The sequence below is a fragment of the Rhizobium sp. 01N424 genome (assembly GCF_056399485.1).
The window spans coordinates 577642-594974 of record NZ_JBFTRK010000001.1 but is presented as its reverse complement, the minus strand read 5'-3'; the positions used below and the strand labels follow the sequence as shown (position 1 = coordinate 594974).

Genomic DNA, 17333 nt, shown 5'->3' with positions numbered 1-17333 from the left:
CCGCTCCTAATGACGAATACGCGGGTTGATAAAGCCATAGGTGACATCGACGAGCAGATTGACCAGCATGATGATGCCGGCGATCAGCAAGAGACCACCCTGGACGACCGCATAGTCACGCTTGAACACCGCATCGACCATCCACTTGCCGATACCCGGCCAGGAGAAGATCGTCTCGGTGAGGATCGCGCCTGCCAGGAGCACGCCGACCTGCAGGCCGATCGTGGTGATAACGGGGATCATGGCGTTGCGCAGCGCATGAACGCCGACGACGCGCAGGGGCTTCAGGCCCTTGGAGCGTGCCGTGCGCACATAGTCTTCGCCAAGCACTTCGAGCATTGCCGAACGCGTCTGGCGCGCGATGACCGCAAGCGGGATCGTGGCGAGAACGATGGTCGGCAGGATGAGATAGCTGACGGCGGACTTGAAGGCGCCGGCCTGGCCGGACAGCAGACTGTCGATCAGCATGAAGCCGGTGACCGGCTTGAAGAAATACATCAGCGAGATGCGGCCCGAAACGGGGGTCCAGCCGAGATAGCCGGAGAAGAAGATGACGAGCAGCAGGCCCCACCAGAAGATCGGCATCGAATAGCCGATGAGGGCGACGCCCATCACGCTCTGGTCGAACCACGTCCCTCGTTTGACCGCGGCGAAGACACCAGCGGGAATGCCGAGTGCGGCCGCCAGAATGATGGCGCAGAGCGACAGCTCGAGCGTGGCCGGGAACAGTGTGAAGAATTCGCCGAGAACCGGGCGCTTGGTAACGATCGAGGTTCCGAGATCGCCGTGCAAGACCTTACCGAGGTAATCGAAATACTGCACATACATCGGCCTGTCGAAGCCGAGATCATGCATGATCTGGGCGTGACGTTCAGGCGCCATGACTCGTTCGCCCGACAACAGCATGACGGGGTCGCCCGGTAGCAGGCGGATAAACGAAAAGGCGATGAGCGAAACGCCGAGGAACGTTGGGATCAGCACCGCAAGGCGGCCGATGAAGAAACGTAACATGGCAGGTGTCCAATAGTTTCCGGCGGTCAGGATGATCCCGACCGCCGGCCAAGCCCGGCTTTCACCGGACAGTTTACAGATTTTCTATTATTCGGAAATGTCCACGCCGTCGAAGCGGTGGATGCCGAGCGGGTCCATGTGGAAGCCCGTGACCTTCTTGCTCATCGGAACGAAGACGACAGAGTGGTCGATCGTTGCCCAAGGAGCTTCCTTCTTGAAGATCAGCTGAGCCTGCTCATAGAGCTTCGTACGTTCTGCGACGTCGGCCGTCTGCTTGGCCTTCTTCATCAGATCGTCGTAGTCCTTGTTGCACCATTGAGCGCGGTTGTTGCCGCCAACAGCGGTGCAGCCGAGCAGCGTGTCCATGAAGTTGTCCGGGTCACCGTTATCGCCGGTCCAGCCGAGGATGACGGCGCCATCACGCTTCACATCGGAGGAGAGCTTCAGGTATTCGGCCCATTCATGGGTGACGATTTCGACCTTGACGCCAGCCTTGGCGAAGTCGGCCTGCATCAGTTCAGCTGCGCGGCGTGCGTTCAGCATGTAAGGACGCGAAACCGGCATTGCCCAGATCTTCATCGAAAGATCCTTGACGCCTGCAGCTTCGAGGGCCTTCTTCGAGCCTTCCGGATCGTACTTGTCGTCAACGACGGCATCATTGTACGACCACATCGTCGGCGGGATCGGGTTCTTGGCAACGGTTGCGGCGCCCTGGAAGACGGCGTCAACGATCGCCTGCTTGTTGATCGCCATGTTCAGAGCGCGGCGAACTTCCGGCTTGTCGAACGGGGCCATCTGCGTGTTGTAGGCGAGGAAGCCGATGTTCAGGCCCGGCTGTTCGAGAACGGTCAGGTTCTCGTCCTTCTTCAGCTCGGAAACGTCAGCTGCGTTCGGGTAAGGAAGGATGTGGCATTCGCCGGCCTTCAGCTTCTGAGCGCGAACCGAAGCGTCGGTGGTGATCGCGAACACGAGATCGTCGATCTTTTCCTTGCCCTTGAAGTAGGTTTCGTTGGCCTTGTAGCGGATGACGGCATCCGGCTGGTAGGCAACGAAGGTGAACGGACCGGTGCCGAGCGGCTGCTGGTTCAGCTGAGCCATCTTGCCGTCAGCAGCGAGCTTGTCGGCATATTCCTTGGAAACGATCGATGCGAAGTCCATGGCGAGATCGGCCAGGAACGGCGCTTCCGGACGGTTCAGGGTGAACTTGACGGTCAGGTCGTCAACCTTTTCGATCGACTTGACGAGATCCGGGAAGCCCATGCCGGCAGCGTATTCGTAGGAACCGCCTTCGACATACTTGTTCCACGGATTGTCAGCGCGCAGCTGGCGCTCGAACGAGAAGACGACGTCGTCGGCGTTCAGGTCGCGGGTCGGTGTGAAGAAGTCGGTGGTCTGGAACTTGACGCCCGGATGCAGCTTGAAGGTGTATTCCTTGCCGTCGTCAGAGACGGTCCAGCTGTCGGCGACGCCCGGCTCGATCTCCGTACCGCCATGCTTGAACTCGACGAGACGGCTGTAAACCGTACGCGAGGAAGCGTCAAAGGTCGTGCCTGCGGTGTAGAGGCTCGGATCGAAGCCTTCCGGCGATCCCTCAGAGCAATAGACAAGCGTCTTGGAGTAGGCGGCGGTGGCCATGACGGAAGCCAGGGCAGTCGCTGCCAGCAGGACAGAGAACTTTTTCATGATGTTGTTTCCCAGGTTTGTTCTTTTTGATCTTTGGAGATCGGCGCTAGTTATCCCGATCAGCGGGCCGATGGAACGATATTTATTTGCTGAAAGCAACGGCGTAGGCAGAAAATTTTTCCAGAAAAACAACTTTAGAAATTTTCGGTCAAAAATAGGCCTGAATTTGCAAGATTGAGGCACATTCGACCGCGATTCTGTCGCATTTGGTATAAATTCGCGTCTGTGGACGGCATTGGAAGCGGTTTCAACGCGCTGTGATATATCAACACTGCGTGAGCCGGAACTAAAAAGCCACGGCTACCGAGGGTAGCCATGGCTTCATGATGACTTTCGACTATTCAAATATTAAGCAGCCGGAGCGGGTATCGCCGCCTTGCGATAAGGCTGCTCGCCGGTGATGCCGAGCAGGAAATTGATCTGCGGGCGCGCCTTGACGAGGTCGTCGATCGAGTATTCGGTCAATACGTCGAAGAAGGCATTCAGCGCCTTGCGAAGTGCTGAATTGAGGCCGCAGCTATCGACCAGCGGGCACTCGACGGCGCCGTCCTCAAAGCATTCGGCCATGGCGAAGCTGTCTTCGGTGACGCGGACCACGTCGAACAGGCTGATGTCAGCTGCCGGCTTGCCGAGACGCACGCCGCCATTGCGGCCGCGAACGGTTTCGACCAGGCCGGCCTTGTTGAGCGGCTGCAGAATCTTGAAAAGGAAGAGCTCGGACACACCATAGGCTCTGGCGATTTCCGGGATCCGGCTCAAGTGTCCGTCATTGGCAGCGCAATACATCAACATGCGAACCGCATAGTTGGTCTGCTTCGTCAATCGCATGCCGGTCTCCTGACTCGAATGGGGCTGAAGCCTATATAGTGGGTAAGATAGTTTTGAACAATTCCAAAATATGAAAATCGGAGTCACGTTTATGCGGCCCCTCGCCGCATCGTCTCAAACGAAAAACAGGCCCGCCGAGGAGCCCGTTTTCCAAGTCTTCCAGGATGATGCGCTTTACTTCATCGTCGGCATGACGAACTCGGCGCCGTCCTTGATGCCCGACGGCCAGCGGCTAGTGACCGTCTTGGTGCGGGTCCAGAACTTGATCGAGTCGGTGCCATGCTGGTTGAGATCGCCGAAGGAGGACGACTTCCAGCCACCGAAGGAATGGTAGGCGAGCGGAACCGGGATCGGAACGTTGACGCCGACCATGCCGATGTTGATGCGTGAGGCGAAGTCGCGGGCCGCATCGCCATCACGGGTGTAGATCGCAACGCCGTTGCCGTATTCATGCTTCATCGGCAGGTCGAGGGCTTCCTCGTAGTTCTTGGCGCGGACAACCGACAGGACCGGTCCGAAGATTTCGGTCTTGTAGATATCCATGTCGGGCGTGACGTTGTCGAACAGGCAGCCGCCGACGAAATAGCCGTCTTCGTAGCCCTGGAGCTTGAAGTTGCGGCCATCGACGACGAGCTTTGCGCCTTCATCGACACCCTTGTTGATCAGGCCCATGATGCGCGCCTGGGCTTCCTTGGTAACGACCGGGCCGAGATCGGCCTTCTCATCGGTATAAGGGCCGATGCGCAGGGATTCGACCATCGGGGTCAGCTTGGCGATGAGACGGTTGGCGGTTTCCTCGCCGACCGGAACAGCGACCGAGATCGCCATGCAGCGCTCGCCGGCGGAGCCGTAGCCTGCGCCCATCAGTGCATTCGCAGCCTGATCGAGATCGGCATCGGGCATGATGATCATATGGTTCTTGGCGCCGCCGAAGCACTGGGCGCGCTTGCCGTTCTGGGCAGCCGTGCCATAGACGTAGCGGGCGATCGGCGTGGAGCCGACAAAGGAAACGGCCGAGATATCCGGATGCGTCAGGATCGCGTCGACCGCGCCCTTGTCACCGTTGACGACGTTGAGGATGCCGGCAGGCAGGCCTGCTTCGATCATCAGTTCGGCAAGACGGATCGGCACGGACGGATCACGCTCCGACGGCTTCAGGATGAAGGCGTTGCCGCAGGCGATCGCGGGGGCGAACATCCACATCGGGATCATGGCCGGGAAGTTGAATGGGGTGATGCCGGCGCCGATGCCGACAGCCTGGCGGATCGAATACATGTCGATATTCGGGCCGGCGCCTTCGGTGAACTCGCTTTTGGCAAGGTGCGGAATGCCGATGACGAACTCGCAGACTTCGAGGCCGCGAATGAGATCGCCCTTGGAGTCTTCGATCGTCTTGCCGTGTTCCTTGGAGAGCAGTTCGGCGAGCTCGTTCATGTTCTCATTGAGAAGCTGCACGAACTTCATGAACACGCGGGCGCGGCGCTGCGGGTTGGTTGCAGCCCACTTCGGCTGGGCAGCCTTGGCGTTCTGAACCGCTGCGTCCAGTTCGGCATCGCTGGCGAGCGCGACGGTAGCCTGCACTTCGCCGGTTGCCGGGTTGTAGACGTTGCTGGTGCGGCCGCTGGTACCCGCGACCTGCTTGCCGCCGATGAAATGTCCGATCTGACGCATGAAGTGCTCCTCCTGTATTTTTCTCGATGGCAAACAATCGCACTTCAATTTGCACAAATCAATGAGCTGGGATAAGCAACCGTTGTGCGTAAATTGAAGTTACAAGACTGGAAAGCGGCCTTGTGAACGATAGATAGGTCCGCTTCTGCATTGGCAACCGGCATCCCAGAGGAGGCGAGTGAGCGATGAGTGAAAATCGTATCGTCAGAATGGCCGAGATCGAGGTCGATCCCCAGCATCTCGAGACCTACCGCGCATTGCTCGCCGAGGAGATTGCGGCATCGGTTGCCGCCGAAGAGGGTGTCCTGTCGCTGAACGCGGTAGCGATCAAGGGCAGTCCGAACAAGATCCGTATCCTCGAGGTCTATGCCAGCCAGGAAGCCTACGAGGCCCATCTTCGGGCGCCGCATTTCCTGAAATACAAGACCGGGACGGCGGGAATGGTGACGTCGCTGACGCTTCTCGACGTCGAGCCGATCATCATGTGCAGCAAGCCATGAACTGGGACGACGTCCGCATCTTCCTCGCCGTTGCCCGCACCGGGCAGATCCTTGCCGCGTCGAAGCGGCTTGGGCTGAACCACGCAACGCTGTCCAGGCGGCTGACGTCGCTGGAGGAAGCTTTGAAGACGCGGCTCTTCATTCGCCGCACCAATGGCTGCGAACTGACTGCGGAGGGCGAGATCTTCCTGTCGTCGGCGGAGCGGATGGAAACCGAGATGCTGGCAGCGCAGGCCAATCTCGGCCGGACGGATACAGCAATCGCCGGTACCGTGCGCGTCGGTGCGCCCGATGGTTTCGGCGTCTCATTCCTGGCGCCGCGCATGGGGCGGCTGATCGAGCGGCATCCGGAACTGAAGATCCAGCTGGTGCCGGTGCCCCGATCCTTCTCGCTGTCGCAGCGCGAGGCGGACATCGCCATTACGCTCGAGCGGCCGGAACAGGGCCGGTTGATTTCGGCGAAGCTGACCGACTATACGCTTGGTCTCTACGCATCGAAAAGCTACGCGGCGCAGAACGGCCTGCCCGCAGATGCAGAGGCTCTGAAGCAGCACAGGCGGATCGGCTACGTCGAAGATCTGCTTTTCTCGCAGTCGCTGAACTTCACCGGTGAAGTGATGCGCAACTGGGATGCGGCCTTCGAGATTTCCTCGGCGACGGGGCAGACGGAGGCGGTGCTTTCCGGCGCGGGGATCGGCATCCTGCATGACTATATCGCCCGACAGCACAAGGAACTCGTCCGCATCCTGCCCGATACGTCGATCCGCCGTGCCTATTGGACGACATTCCACGAAAGCGCCCGCGAACTCGTTCGCGTGCGCACCGTCTCGGGTTTCCTGCAGGAACTGGTCAGTGCCGAGCGGCACATCTTTCTATAGATGCTTCGCCGGCTCTTCGTTCTCATCCGGATTGGGGTTCGGGGCCTCGTCGGGAAGCCTGTCGGGTTCCGGCTCCTTGATCGGCGGCTCCGGCATCCAGCCGGGTCCCGGCATCGGCGGCTGATCGGGGATAGGTTCGTTGGGTACGGACATATCCTGCTCCTTCCGTCTCGTGTTGATTTCAATGTTCCGGCTTCATGGATTCGGCAGCGCGCATCGGCATGCTGTCGATAATGGCGAATAGCTCACCATTGCTCACCGGCTCGCTGACCTTGAGCTTCACCGTGCCATCCTTGCCGATTAGCGCCGCGTGAAAGGTGCCGGTATCAGGTGCGTCGAGCACGTCGCGCAATGCGCCGGCATCGACCGGTTCCGCCGAGCCGAAGACGGCCCTCACCGCGTTGCCTGACACCTTGAGGACAATCATGTCGCGCTCTTCGAGCGCCGGACGATCGGCAAGCAGCTGGTTTTCCTGGCGGGCGGCGCGGCTGTTGTCGCTGTCCGAGAAGATCACCAGAACGCGGTTCTTCCACTGAAATTGCGAAAGGCTTTCGATTGCCGCATAGGCGGCGTTCGTCTCATCGACCTTGGTCGCGCCATATAGAAGCGTCTTCGACATTCTCGTTCTCCCGTCCGCTGATAGAACGGCTGGGAGGATCGGACGGTTCCATGGTGCAATGGAACCATGCCCCTGAAATGAAAAAAGCCGGTCAGATCGACCGGCTTTTTAGTTCGTTCCTGCGTCAGTTACATCGGAACGAAGGCAGACAACGGGACCTGCAAGGCAGCGGCAATGCGCTTGAGCTTTGCGGGGTCGGCGTTTTCCCCATTTTCAATTTCCGTAATTTCACTCGGCACGAGACCACAGGTCACCGCCAGATCGTCGATGCTGTAGCCAACGGCTTCGCGCGCAGTCTTGACCTCGGCCGCGACGTTGATCGCAGACACCACAGTCGCCTTGGATTCATCCAGATTGTTGAGAGAAATGGACATGAAGTCTCCTTCGATAAGCAGCTCTGAAGTAACCCCCGGCACAAAATGGCACTGCCGCTCACATTTTGCAACGCAATATAAGAGAAAGTTTACCTGTGCCGGTACGGGTAGATAGGCGGACGGGCCCGGACGGCAAGACCGGTAGAATGTGATGGTCCCTGCTGTGCTTCAGGGTCCGCTTCGGGATCATATATAGAAGGAAGAATGGTACGGTTGGGGGGTCTCGAACCTCCGACCTCAGGTGCCACAAACCTGCGCTCTAACCAACTGAGCTACAACCGCACAATGCCGCGCTCGGCGCGACGGGGGTCACATACGAGGACTTGAAAATTAATTCAAGCCCTATCTCCCCTCAATGTACAAAAAGGCCGGACGAAGCGTCCAGCCTTTTGTTCTATGTGCCCGAAATCGATCAGGCAGCCTTGAAGGATGCCATGACCTTTTCGGCGGCTTCCTTGGAAGGCTTTGCGAGCTTTTCGGCAACCTGCTTGGAGGTTTCCTGCATCGACTTCGCCTGCTCGACGGTCAGCTCTGCCTGCTTGCGGAAGAAGGTGGTCTGGAGTTCGAAGAACTCAGCAACCGACTTGACGCCAAGAAGCGCTTCCATGTGCGAGAGAGAGTTTTCGGCATTGGTGCGGAGCGCATCGATAGCCTTGAGGCCGATCTCAACGCTGCCGGCCTGTGCCGTCTGAACGGTGGCTTCAAGCGTCTTGCCGGCGTCTTCGCCAGCGGACTTGATCTTGCTATAGGCTTCGCGCGACTGCTGAGCGCCCTTTTCAGCAAAATCGCGGAACGATTCTGCGAACTTGGACGGGTCGAATGCGGCCATTGAAAAAACGTCGTCGGTCTTTATGGTAGCCATTGGATGCGAGCTCCTTGAGTCCGGGCGTTTGACGCCCTTTAGTTTGGATAGAGCTTATATAGACCAACTTATTGTGCATTGCAACATAATTGTGCGACGCACAAGGCGTTAACCTTTCCGCCCGAAATAGCGGCCTGAAGCTGGACCCTTTTCCGGCGCATCGTTATTAATAGACCGTTAATTAAAAGAGACCTAAGGCAACAAGGTTCCCCATGCCCGCTGTCCAGTACCCGTTCATCGACATTGCCGTGCATCAGCGGGTGCGGGAGCGTTTTTCGCGTGGCGAAGCCCTGGTGCTTTTTTCCGCCGACCTGAGCCGCCTGCTCTGGGCAAATGGCGCGGGTGCCGAGCTTTTTGGCCATTCGGCAGTCTATGACCTGCTCGACCAGGGCGTCGGCAGCGGCGACATCACGTTCCGGCAGCTGGAGACGACGGCGCGGCAACTGAGCGCGACCGGCGACAGCCGCAGCCTGATGATCCGCATCGTCAAAGGCTTCCAGCGTGTTCCGGTTCAGGCAAATGCCGAGCTGATCGGGCTTTCGAGCGGCGAGCGCGCTATCCTGTTTTCGGTCCCCGTCGCCGGCAAGGCGCTGAGCCCGACCGCCTCGGCTGCGCAGATGCTACAAGGTCTCGACGATCCGGACACGCATATGGCCGTCATCGGTGCGGACGGCGAGGTCATCGCTTCCTCCCCCGGATACGCCTCGCTCGGGATCACCCAGCAGACGGCAAAGACCCTGACGGCACTCGCATCCAGCCATCCCGATCGCCTCGTCAAGCGGCCGGTCGCCACCGGCAAGGGATATCTCCCGGCCGCCGTCGGAAAGCTGAGCGACGAACCGGTTCTCAATCTGCTTTTTGCCGTAGAGACCGTGCTCGGGCATCTCGATCCGATCGACACCGCGGCTCCGGAAGAAGGCTTATCCACAGCCACCATTAACCATATCTCTCCCGCGAAATTCGACGAGGCGCTGAGCGCTGTCGCCGGGATCGAAGAGGTCGAGGAGACGCTGGAAAGCGTTGACGAGCCAGAAGAGGCGCGCGTCGAAGATCCGCGCGCTGAGGAATTCATCGATAGCGAACCGCTGAGCGAAACAGCAGCGGACGAGCCAGAACAGCAGGCCGCCGCCGAGCATGTGACTGACGAGACGCCCGATGAGCTGCCGGAGCCGTCCGTCGAGGCCGAGCCTGTTACGATAGAGCCGCAGCCGAACGTCGTGCTTCATGACGAGGCAGTCGCAGATGACGCGCCGGCTGAGGAACCCGCTGAAACGCCGCCGGTCGAAGCCGCCGCTGCAGGGATTGCAGACGAACCGGCCGCCGATGCCCTCGCGGCAACGGACGCCGCCACAAAGGAACAAGCTGCTGCTGCCGGCTTCAAGTTTCAGCCGAACAGCAGGGCGACGCGTTTCGTCTGGAAGATCGATGCGCAGGGGTGCTTCAGCGAGGTATCGAACGAGTTTGCTGAGGCCGTCGGCCCGAACGCCGCCAATATCATCGGCGTCGCCTTCAGCGATATCTCCGCCCTCTTCAATCTCGATCCGGAAGGCAAGATCGCCGAGGCGCTGGAGCGCCGCGATACTTGGTCCGGCAAGACGATAAATTGGCCGATCGAAGGCACAAGCCTCGTCGTGCCGGTCGATCTCGCCGCGCTGCCGACCTACACGCGCCACCGCGAGTTCGACGGTTTCCGCGGGTTCGGTGTCGTGCGCCTTTCAGATGCAGCTGAAGATCCGCTGGCCCTTGGGCTGACGCTCGGGCCGGAGGGTATCGGACGCGATGCAGCAAGTCTCGACCAGCCATTGGAAGACGTTCATGCCGAGGCGCCCTCGCCCGCCGAGGACGCACCGGTGGCGGCGGCCGTTGTCGAAGAAGCGCCCGCCCCAACTGAATTGCCGGCGCCGCGCGAAGAGCCTCCGGCGCTCCGCCTTGCCGAAACACCGAGCCGCCGCCTGACCGACAAGATCGTGCAACTGCACAATGCCGGACCGGGACTGAGCGCGTCCGAACAGGCCAACTTCCGCGAAATCGCCAAGCGGCTCGAGGCCTTCGGCGTGCGTGAAGACGGCTCCGCCGAAGACGAGCCCGCAGGTGCTGACGCGGTCGAAGCCGTGACACCGGTCGAAGAAATCCCGGTTGCGGCAAATGATTCCGTACCGCCGGACGAAGAGATCGCCGAAGCTGCCAGCGACGGCGAACAGCCTACGGCGGCGGCAGCGGACGGCGACAGCGATGACGACGCCACCGAAGGACTGCCGGAAACATCCTTCAGCCCGATGGAAATGCTGAGCACCGTCATCCCGCCGCGTGTGAAGATGGTCGATGGGCTTTCCTCGGCGACAGTCGATCAACTGCCGGTCGCCGTGCTGATCCATGCCGGCGATGCGCTGATCCATGCAAATCCCGAATTCATGCGCCTGACCGGCTACACGTCTCTCAGCGAGCTAAACGAGGTTGGTGGCCTGGATGCATTGCTGCAGCGGCACGAGCTGGACGAGAATGCCGGCCGCCCTGGCGCGATGATGCTTGTCACCGCCGATGACCGCGTGGTGCCTGTTACCGCCCGGCTGCAGTCGGTTCGCTGGGAAGACGCCAGTGCGCTGATGCTGGCGCTGATGCCGGTCGAGAACAAGGAAGCTCCAACCGGAAAGGCCGAAGATACGCGCCACGACAACCGCTCCGAACGGATGGTCGAAAAGGTTGCCAAGCTGCAGGTCGAAGTCGAAGAACTCCGCTCGATCCTGGAAACGGCGACCGACGGCGTGGTCGTCATCGGTGCCGAAGGCGATATCCGCTCGATGAACCGTTCGGCAAGCGCGCTGTTCAACTACGACGAAGAGGAAACGCGCGGCAAACCCTTCGTCATGCTGTTTGCACATGAAAGCCAGAAGGCCGTTCTCGACTATCTCAATGGCCTTTCGGGCCATGGCGTTGCCAGCGTGCTGAACGATGGACGCGAAGTGATCGCCCGCGAAGCCGCCGGCGGTTTCGTGCCGCTGTTCATGACGATGGGACGGCTGACGTCCTCCAGCGGGTACTGCGCCGTCATCCGCGACATTACCCAATGGAAGCGCACCGAAGACGAGCTGCGAAACGCCAAGGGCGCCGCCGAAACGGCCAATGCCCACAAGACCGACTTTCTGGCGCGCATCAGCCACGAGATCCGCACGCCGCTCAACGCCATCATCGGCTTCTCCGACATGATGGCCGGCGAGCGCTTCGGACCGATCGGCCACCCGCGCTACATCGAATATGCCAACGATATCGGCCGCTCCGGCCGCCACGTCCTCGATATCGTCAACGACCTGCTCGACATTTCGAAGATCGAAGCCGGCGAGATGGATCTCGACTTCGCCGCCGTCGGACTCAACGATGCGATTTCGGAGGCCGTGGCGTTGGTGCAGCCGCAGGCCAACGGCCAACGGGTGATCATCCGCACGGCGCTGTCGCATTCGGTGCCCAATGTCGTTGCCGATCTGCGCTCGGTAAAGCAGATCGCCCTGAACATCCTTTCCAACGCCATCCGCTTCACGCCTTCAGGCGGGCAGATCGTCGTTTCGACCTCGTACGAAAGCAATGGAAGCGTCGTCCTGCGCGTCCGCGATACCGGCATCGGCATGACACGCAGCGAGCTCGATCAGGCGATGAAGCCGTTCCGTCAGGTTTCGGCGCAGTCGCGCCACCGCGGCGACGGTACCGGCCTCGGCCTGCCGCTGACGAAGGCGATGGTTGATGCCAACCGGGCGATCTTTGCGATCAATTCGGCGCCGAACGAAGGCACGCTGGTGGAGATCACCTTCCCGTCCCAGCGGGTGCTGGCGGGCTGAGGCGTATCCCGGTCGGATTGAACTGCTCGAAAACGAAAAAAGGCAGCCCGAGGTCTAGGCTGCCTGGAGTTTGGTGCTGTTCAACAAGGGCTTAGTCGCTCAACGTCATGTCACGGGAGCCAAGGGCTCCTAGCTGCCTATCATCCACAGCTCCAAGTTGCTTCACCTTTGACCAACCTTTCTTAACGAAGGGTTGCCGCGGCGGGGAAGCTATCAAAGGTGAAAGCTTGTAGTTTCGGGCGCCTTTTATTGAAATTAGCCGTTTAGTTCAGCCAATCCGGCGAAAAGCTCCAGCGCTTCCGGGTTTGCAAGCGCCTCCTTGTTTTTGACCGGCCGGCCGTGGACGACCTCACGCACGGCGAGTTCGACGATCTTGCCAGACTTTGTGCGGGGAATATCTGTGACGGCGATGATTTTGGCTGGCACGTGGCGCGGCGATGCACCCGTGCGGATGCGGGTCTTGATCGTCTTCACCAGATCTTCGCTCAGCGACACCCCCGGCGCGAGACGGACAAACAGCACGACGCGGACGTCGTCATCCCAATCCTGGCCGATGCACAGCGCTTCGGCCACCTCTTCCATCTGCTCGACCTGATTGTAGATCTCGGCGGTGCCGATGCGCACGCCACCCGGATTAAGTGTTGCGTCGGACCGGCCGTGGATGACCAGACCGCCATGCTGCGTCCATTCGGCGAAGTCGCCGTGACACCAGACATTGTCGAAGCGTTCGAAATAGGCGGCGCGATACTTGGCACCGTCAGGGTCGTTCCAGAAGCCAGCAGGCATGGACGGAAAGGCCTTGGAGCAAATGAGTTCGCCCTTTTCCTGGCGCACCGGCTTGCCTTCGTCGTCCCAGACATCGACGGCGAGGCCGAGGCCTGCGCCCTGAATCTCGCCGCGCCAGACCGGCTGCAGCGGATTGCCGAGGACGAAGCAGGAGACGATATCCGTGCCGCCCGAGATCGAAGCGAGCTGGATGTCTTCCTTGATACCCTCGTAAACGAAGGTGAAGCCTTCGGGTGACAACGGTGAGCCAGTCGAGGTCATCAGCCGGAGGCTCGAAAGGTCGTGGCTGGTGCGCGGCGTCAGGCCGCTCTTGCGAAACGCGTCGATATATTTCGCCGAGGTGCCGAAGACCGCGAATTTCTCCGCCTCAGCGTAATCGAAGAGCACGTTGCCGTCAGGCGCGAAAGGCGACCCGTCGAAGAGGCAGAGTGTGGCACCAGCGGCCAAGCCGCTTGCCAGCCAGTTCCACATCATCCAGCCGCAGGTGGTGAAATAAAACAGCCGGTCGCCGGGCTTGATGCCGCAATGCAGGCGGTGCTCCTTCAGGTGCTGCAACAGCGTGCCGCCCGCCGAATGGACGATGCATTTCGGCACCCCCGTGGTGCCCGACGAGAAGAGGATATAGAGCGGATGGGAGAATGGCAGCGGTGTGAATTCGACCGCCTTTGCCTGATAGGGCGAAAGGATTTCGGCGAAGGTCTTGGCGCCGGGTGTCGCTCTCGCCACGGCCTCAGCATCACCGGCATAGTGAACGATCATCGACGGCGCCTGCAGCTTGGCGGCGACGGCAGAGATCTTGGCGGAGACATCCTGCAGCTTGCCTGAATACCAATAAGCGTCGCAGGCAATGAACAGCTTCGGGCCAATCTGGCCGAAGCGATCGAGCACACCCTGCTCGCCGAAATCCGGAGAACAGGAGGACCAGATGGCACCGATCGAGGCGGCCGCAAGCATGCAGGCGATGGTCTCCGGCATGTTGGGCATCATCGCGGCAATGCGATCGCCTTCGCCGATGCCGAGTGCACGATAAGCCTGCTGCAGCTTCGAGACCGTCTCATGGAGACGGTTCCACGACCAGCGATCCTCGACCTTATCCTCGCCGCGAAAGATCAGCGCATCGCCTTCGCCCTCGGTTGACAGCAGGTTTTCCGCGAAGTTCAGCCTGGCATCGGGAAAGAACCGAGCCTTCAGCATGAGATCGCCATCGGCAAGCACACGATCGCCCCGGTCGCCGCGAACGCCGCAGAAATCCCAGAGAGCTGCCCAGAATTTCTCGCGCTCGGCAATCGACCAGGCATGCAGGCCGGCGTAGTCGTCAAGCGCCAATCCGAAGCCGGTGTTGCAATGCTGCATGAAGGCATACATCGGGCTTGCTTCAATGAATTCCCGTGACGGCGTCCAGAGCGGCCCAATGTCGTTCATCGCATTTTCCTCCCGTTTATTCGCTATATAACATGCTGCACTGCATTATAAAGCGTGCATTGCGCCAACTGCACGGCCAGCCGAATTGCATATGGCGCGTATTTCATATATCCGGCAAACTCAGCGCATAACCGGTAAGCGACTGAAAAGACTGGCGGAGCTGATGAGTACGTCAAGACAACCGAAGTGGCGTAGAAAGATGGCCCCCGTTTCGCGCTGGCTGCCGGGTATCGCACGTCTGGCGACGATGCTCTTGCTTGTTTCCGCCGTCATCTTTGTCTCCCTGCGCGTTGCCGCACCTTTCCTCGTCTCGACCGGCATGGTGCGCTCCGGCATCGAAGATGCGCTGTCGCGCTGGACCGGCTACAAGGCCGAGATTAAGGGCAGCCCGGGGCTGGAATTCTGGCCGACGCCGCGCATCACGCTGAACCAGATCACCATCCGGCAGCCGCCAAACGCGGGCAACAAACTGCTCGGCACAATCGAGAGCCTTTCGGCTGATTTCAGCCTGATCGATGCTCTGCGCGGCCGGGCAAGCTTCCACGAATTCCATCTGCTGCGGCCCAACCTGTCGCTTACTCGCGACCAGCAGGGCCTAATCGACTGGACCTATGCCGGCCAGCTTGCCAAAGCGATCGATGGCGCCCACCAGGATGGCAATGCCGAGCTTCTCGATCCGAAGCTGGACGCGGAGGTCGGCGCGATCACTGTCGAGGACGGCACATTCAACATCGCCGATCTCTCGACGGCCAAGACCTACCATTTCGATGGCGTGACTGCCGATATCAACTGGCCAAGACTGTCTAGCGGAATGTCGGCCGTGCTGATCGCGCGTACCAGCGGCCAGGACCTGAAGATCGACTTCTCGTCGCGCACGCCGCTGCTGGTGTTCGATGGCAAGACCGCAGAGATCAAAGCGTCGCTGACATCAGGCCTGATGACGGCGGCATTCTCCGGACTCGGAAGCATATCAAGGCTCGACGGCCTGTCAGGGAATGTCACGGCCAATATTGCCGATGTCCCTGCCCTATTGGCATGGTCGGGCAAGTCGATCCCCGGGACCGAGAGCCTCAAGTCCTTTTCGATCAGCAGCGACGTGATTTCGGCGGCGAATGGGCTTCGTTTCAACAACGTCACGCTCGGGCTCAACGGCTCTACCGCAAGCGGCGTAATGGATGTCTCAAACGTCCGTAACAACCGGGCAAAGCTTGGCGGCACGCTTGCCTTCGACACGATGAACCTCAAGCCCTTCTTCGACGCTTTCGCGCTGCGGCTTGCAGCGGGCGAAGAGGGAGCGACGCCCGATGGCGGGCCGCTACAACGGCTGGATCTCGACCTGCGGTTCTCGGCCAAGGAAATGCAGCTTCAACCATTCGCCCTATCGAATGTCGGCGCCAGCATCATCGTATCCAGCAACGAGGCGAAGTTCGATATCGGCGACAGCCAGTTCGAAGGCGGCGAGATGTCGGCGCATCTGGAAGCAACGCGTGGCGACTTCGACGGTGGCGGCAAGCTGCAGATGTCGATCCGCGGCGCGGATTTCGGAGCGTTGGTCGAGCGGCTGCAGCTGAAAGGTCCGCTGCCGCTGACCACGGGTTCGCTTGACGTTTCGCTGAAAACCGCAAAGCCGCTCTGGACGGCCGGGCTTGAGGATGTCAACGGACAGGTTGTGTTTCAGGCCGGGGCCGGGTCGATCGCCAACTTCGATGTGGAGGCGATCCGCAATCAGGCGGCGCAGCAGAGGTTCTTTCCGCTCAATGCTGCCGGTGACCACTCCTTCCCCTTCACGCGGGCCGAGCTGACGGCAAACCTCTCCGCCGGATCCGCCGATCTTGAGAACGTGCGGGTTCAGGGCACGGTCGAAACGCTCAGCCTGTCGGGTCTCATTCCTCTGCAATCCAGCGGGCTCGCGCTTTCCGGCTCGCTGCAGGCGACCGACGATACGCGGGCAGCGGAGCTTCCGCTGCTACCCTTCTTCATCGGCGGCTCCTGGCCCAATCCGGTGATCTCACCGGTGCCGGTGGTTACCCAGCCGGCACCGAACGCGCAGTAATCAGGGCGCATTGGCGGCAGCGCGCTCATCGCGCTCCCGCTGGACTTCGCGGCGTTTGGTGATCACCGAAGCGGCGATGACGCCGACGGCGACGACCGCGATCAGCAGGGTGCAGACCGCGTTGATTTCAGGCGTCACGCCCAATCGCACCTGGCTATAGATTCTCATCGGCAGCGTCGTCGCCCCCGGACCGGAGGTGAAGCTGGCGATGACGAGATCGTCAAGCGACAGGGTGAAGGCCAGGATCCAGCCGGAAAAGACGGCGGGTGCGATGATCGGCAGCGTGACCTCGAAGAAGGTGCGGACCGGCGGGGCGCCGAGATCCTGTGCCGCTTCCTCGATCGACTGATCGAAGGTCATCAGGCGGGATTGAACGACAACAGCCACGAAGCACATGGTCAGCGTGGTGTGTGCAAGCGTGATCGTCCAGAAGCCGCGGTCGAGACCGATTGCCACGAAGAGCAGCAGCAGCGACAGGCCGGTGATGACTTCAGGCATGACCAGCGGCGCGTAGACCATGCCCGAAAACAGCATACGGCCGCGAAAGCGCGTGTGCCGCACCAGCGTGATGGCCGCCAGCGTGCCAAGAATGGTCGCCGCCGTCGCCGACAGGACACCGACGCGGACTGTCACCCAGGCGGCATCCAGCAGCGCGTCGTTGTGCATCAGCGACACATACCATTTGGTCGAGAATCCGCCCCAGACGGTGACGAGTTTGGACTCATTGAAAGAGAAGATGACGAGGAGCACGATCGGCAAATAGAGGAAAGCGAAGCCGAGCGTGACGGAGATAATGTTGAAGCGTGTCCAGCGTAGCAT

At 60.5% G+C, this 17333-nt stretch carries 14 protein-coding genes and 1 tRNA gene; 4 read left to right on the top strand and 11 right to left on the bottom strand.

Going from position 1 to position 17333, the window contains the following annotated elements; genetic code table 11:
* Positions 1–6: 6 nt before the first annotated feature.
* The 4 genes from AC1DNK_RS03010 to AC1DNK_RS02995 form a co-directional block, all read right to left on the bottom strand.
* Positions 7–1011, bottom strand: a complete 1005-nt coding sequence (locus tag AC1DNK_RS03010; protein ID WP_112387666.1) for an ABC transporter permease subunit — start codon at positions 1009–1011, stop codon at positions 7–9.
* 87 nt (positions 1012–1098) lie between these two features.
* Positions 1099–2694 carry an ABC transporter substrate-binding protein gene (locus tag AC1DNK_RS03005; RefSeq protein ID WP_112387665.1) on the bottom strand — a complete coding sequence of 532 codons (1596 nt, stop codon included), beginning with the start codon at positions 2692–2694 and terminating at the stop codon, positions 1099–1101.
* 348 nt (positions 2695–3042) lie between these two features.
* Positions 3043–3522, bottom strand: coding sequence for an iron-responsive transcriptional regulator RirA (gene rirA, locus AC1DNK_RS03000; protein ID WP_112387664.1), 480 nt, complete (start codon positions 3520–3522; stop codon positions 3043–3045).
* A gap of 174 nt (positions 3523–3696) precedes the next feature.
* Positions 3697–5193 (bottom strand): CoA-acylating methylmalonate-semialdehyde dehydrogenase, encoded by a 1497-nt coding sequence (locus AC1DNK_RS02995; protein WP_477939218.1) that lies wholly within the window; start codon positions 5191–5193, stop codon positions 3697–3699.
* Positions 5194–5378: 185 nt separating this feature from the next.
* Here AC1DNK_RS02995 and AC1DNK_RS02990 point away from each other — a divergent pair, with 185 nt between their 5' ends.
* Together AC1DNK_RS02990 and AC1DNK_RS02985 are read left to right on the top strand one after the other, a co-directional pair.
* On the top strand, positions 5379–5693 hold the full coding sequence (locus AC1DNK_RS02990; protein ID WP_477939217.1) for a putative quinol monooxygenase: 315 nt from the start codon (positions 5379–5381) through the stop codon (positions 5691–5693).
* Complete coding sequence (locus AC1DNK_RS02985) at positions 5690–6571, top strand: LysR family transcriptional regulator (RefSeq protein WP_477939216.1); 882 nt, start codon at positions 5690–5692, stop codon at positions 6569–6571. The genes AC1DNK_RS02990 and AC1DNK_RS02985 overlap by 4 nt, the downstream gene beginning before the upstream one ends.
* Here the strand turns inward: AC1DNK_RS02985 and AC1DNK_RS02980 are convergent.
* The 5 genes from AC1DNK_RS02980 to AC1DNK_RS02960 form a co-directional block, all read right to left on the bottom strand.
* Positions 6566–6724, bottom strand: a complete 159-nt coding sequence (locus AC1DNK_RS02980; RefSeq protein WP_310292806.1) for a hypothetical protein — start codon at positions 6722–6724, stop codon at positions 6566–6568. The genes AC1DNK_RS02985 and AC1DNK_RS02980 overlap by 6 nt on opposite strands.
* 28 nt (positions 6725–6752) lie before the next feature.
* Positions 6753–7190, bottom strand: coding sequence for a DUF4174 domain-containing protein (locus AC1DNK_RS02975; protein ID WP_477939215.1), 438 nt, complete (start codon positions 7188–7190; stop codon positions 6753–6755).
* 128 nt (positions 7191–7318) lie between these two features.
* The gene (locus AC1DNK_RS02970) at positions 7319–7564 is read right to left on the bottom strand and encodes a helix-turn-helix domain-containing protein (RefSeq protein ID WP_112444522.1); all 246 of its coding nucleotides are present in this window, start codon (positions 7562–7564) and stop codon (positions 7319–7321) included.
* Between the two features lie 205 nt (positions 7565–7769).
* A tRNA-His gene (locus AC1DNK_RS02965) sits at positions 7770–7846 on the bottom strand.
* Between the two features lie 130 nt (positions 7847–7976).
* The gene (locus AC1DNK_RS02960; RefSeq protein WP_112387659.1) at positions 7977–8426 is read right to left on the bottom strand and encodes a phasin; all 450 of its coding nucleotides are present in this window, start codon (positions 8424–8426) and stop codon (positions 7977–7979) included.
* Positions 8427–8638: 212 nt separating this feature from the next.
* Here AC1DNK_RS02960 and AC1DNK_RS02955 point away from each other — a divergent pair, with 212 nt between their 5' ends.
* Complete coding sequence (locus tag AC1DNK_RS02955; protein WP_477939213.1) at positions 8639–12253, top strand: PAS domain-containing sensor histidine kinase; 3615 nt, start codon at positions 8639–8641, stop codon at positions 12251–12253.
* Between the two features lie 255 nt (positions 12254–12508).
* Here AC1DNK_RS02955 and AC1DNK_RS02950 read toward each other — a convergent pair whose 3' ends face one another.
* Positions 12509–14461 (bottom strand): acetoacetate--CoA ligase, encoded by a 1953-nt coding sequence (locus tag AC1DNK_RS02950; RefSeq protein WP_477939211.1) that lies wholly within the window; start codon positions 14459–14461, stop codon positions 12509–12511.
* A 163-nt stretch (positions 14462–14624) separates the two neighbouring features.
* Between AC1DNK_RS02950 and AC1DNK_RS02945 the strand changes: the two genes are divergently transcribed.
* Positions 14625–16514 carry an AsmA family protein gene (locus tag AC1DNK_RS02945; protein ID WP_477939209.1) on the top strand — a complete coding sequence of 630 codons (1890 nt, stop codon included), beginning with the start codon at positions 14625–14627 and terminating at the stop codon, positions 16512–16514.
* On the opposite strand, the gene AC1DNK_RS02940 is transcribed toward AC1DNK_RS02945, so the two are convergent.
* Positions 16515–17333, bottom strand: a complete 819-nt coding sequence (locus AC1DNK_RS02940; RefSeq protein WP_112387655.1) for an ABC transporter permease — start codon at positions 17331–17333, stop codon at positions 16515–16517.